This window comes from Oceanibaculum sp., assembly GCF_022449305.1.
Taxonomy (GTDB): domain Bacteria; phylum Pseudomonadota; class Alphaproteobacteria; order Oceanibaculales; family Oceanibaculaceae; genus Oceanibaculum; species Oceanibaculum indicum.
Genome location: NZ_JAKUSO010000130.1, coordinates 1 through 1,720, shown reverse-complemented (window position 1 = coordinate 1,720; position 1,720 = coordinate 1). Strand labels below are relative to the sequence as shown.

Annotated in this window: 3 protein-coding genes; all 3 read left to right on the top strand. The window is 67.3% G+C overall.

The genetic code is table 11. The features are described 5' to 3' along the window. A partial coding sequence (locus MK313_RS18155) for a Holliday junction DNA helicase RuvB C-terminal domain-containing protein (RefSeq protein ID WP_287783661.1) occupies positions 1 to 457 on the top strand: 457 nt, incomplete at its 5' end. After that, positions 450 to 941 (top strand): tol-pal system-associated acyl-CoA thioesterase, encoded by a 492-nt coding sequence (gene ybgC / locus MK313_RS18150; protein ID WP_287783658.1) that lies wholly within the window; start codon positions 450 to 452, stop codon positions 939 to 941. The genes MK313_RS18155 and ybgC, both read left to right, overlap by 8 nt. A 13-nt stretch (positions 942 to 954) precedes the next feature. Next, a complete protein-coding gene (tolQ, locus tag MK313_RS18145; RefSeq protein ID WP_287783656.1) occupies positions 955 to 1,662 on the top strand; it encodes a protein TolQ in 708 nt (235 codons plus the stop codon). Positions 1,663 to 1,720 lie beyond the last annotated feature (58 nt).

Here is a 1,720-nt window from a genome sequence, read left to right as displayed (position 1 = left end):
GGACGGGGCGGAGGAAATCTCCCGCCGCGCGCGCGGTACGCCGCGTGTCGCCAACCGGCTGTTGCGCCGGGTGCGTGACATCGCCTCGGTGGCCGGTCTGGAGGCGGTGGACGCCAAGGCCGCCGATGCCGCGCTGACCCGCCTTGGCGTCGATTCGCTGGGCCTCGATTCGCTGGACCGGCGCTATCTCTCCTCGCTGGCGGAAACCTATCTGGGCGGTCCGGTCGGCGTCGAGACCATGGCCGCCGCGCTGGGCGAGCAGCGCGACGTGCTGGAAGAGGTGATCGAGCCCTACCTGATGCAGCAGGGGCTGGTGCAGCGCACGCCGCGCGGCCGCATGCTGGCGCCGCAGGGCTACCGCTATCTGGGCCTGCCAATGCCGCAGGACCGGGCGCGGCAGCTCGACATGCTCGGAAACGATCTGGGCAGCGATACAGACGAGGGGCCGGATGCCTGATCCGGTTCCCAGCGCCGCCGCCTTCGTGGAGGGGCCGGACGGGCGAAGCCATCGCCTGCCCGTGCGCATCTATTACGAGGATACCGACGCCGGCGGCATCGTCTATCACGCCAATTATCTGCGCTATGCCGAGCGTGCGCGCAGCGAGATGCTGCGCGATATGGGGTTCGGCCAGGCCGCCCTGCGCGACCAGCATGGCATCGCCTTCGCGGTGCGCGGTTGCACCATCGACTATTTTGCCCCGGCGCGGCTGGACGATCTGCTGTGGGTCGAGACCCGCGTGCTATCTGTCGGCGGCGCCACCATCGAGGCTGAGCAGCGCGTGGAACGTGACGGCGCGCTGCTCGTTCGCATGCATATCCGCCTTGCCTGTCTTGGTGCCGGGCTGCGCCCGGCCCGGTTGCCGACGGTATTGAGGGATGCGATGCAGGCCTTACTTCATCCAACTTCTGCCATCTTCGTCATGACACTGCTCGCCAGCTAGGAGAGTACGTTTAATGGAACCTACCGTTATCGATTCGGTCGCCCTCGCGGGGTCCGTGGCAGCACACGACATGTCGCCTCTCGGCCTGTTCATGCAGGCCGACTGGATCGTCAAGACCGTGATGCTGATGCTGGCGCTGGCGTCGCTCTGGTGCTGGGCGATCATCTTCGACAAGGCGATGACCCTCCGCAAGCTGCGCCGGCATGCCGCGCAGTTCGAGGAGAGCTTCTGGTCCGGCGGGTCGCTGGAGGATCTCTATGACCGCATCGGCAACCGCCCGTCGGACCCGATGGCCTCGATCTTCGCCGCCGCGATGCGCGAATGGCGCCGTTCCGCCGCCAAGGGGCTGACCGCCACCGGGCAGCTGCGCACCAGCCTGCGCAGCCGCATCGAGCAGGCGATGAACGTCACCATCGGCCGCGAGATGGAACAGCTGGAAAAGCACATGCCGTTCCTCGCCTCGGTTGGTTCGACGGCGCCCTTCATCGGCCTGTTCGGCACGGTGTGGGGCAGCATGAACTCCTTCAGTTCCATCGCGGTGTCGAAGAACACCAGCCTGGCGGTGGTCGCCCCCGGTATCGCCGAAGCGCTGTTCGCCACGGCACTGGGCCTGGTGGCTGCGATCCCCGCGGTGCTGGCCTACAACAAGCTCTCCAACGACCTCGCGAAATACGCCGCCCGTCTGGAAGCCTTCGGCGCCGAGTTCAGCTCCATCCTGTAGCCCCAGCGCGAAGAAGGGGAGTACGCGATGGGCGCCAAGCTGGGCAATGGCGGAGGGG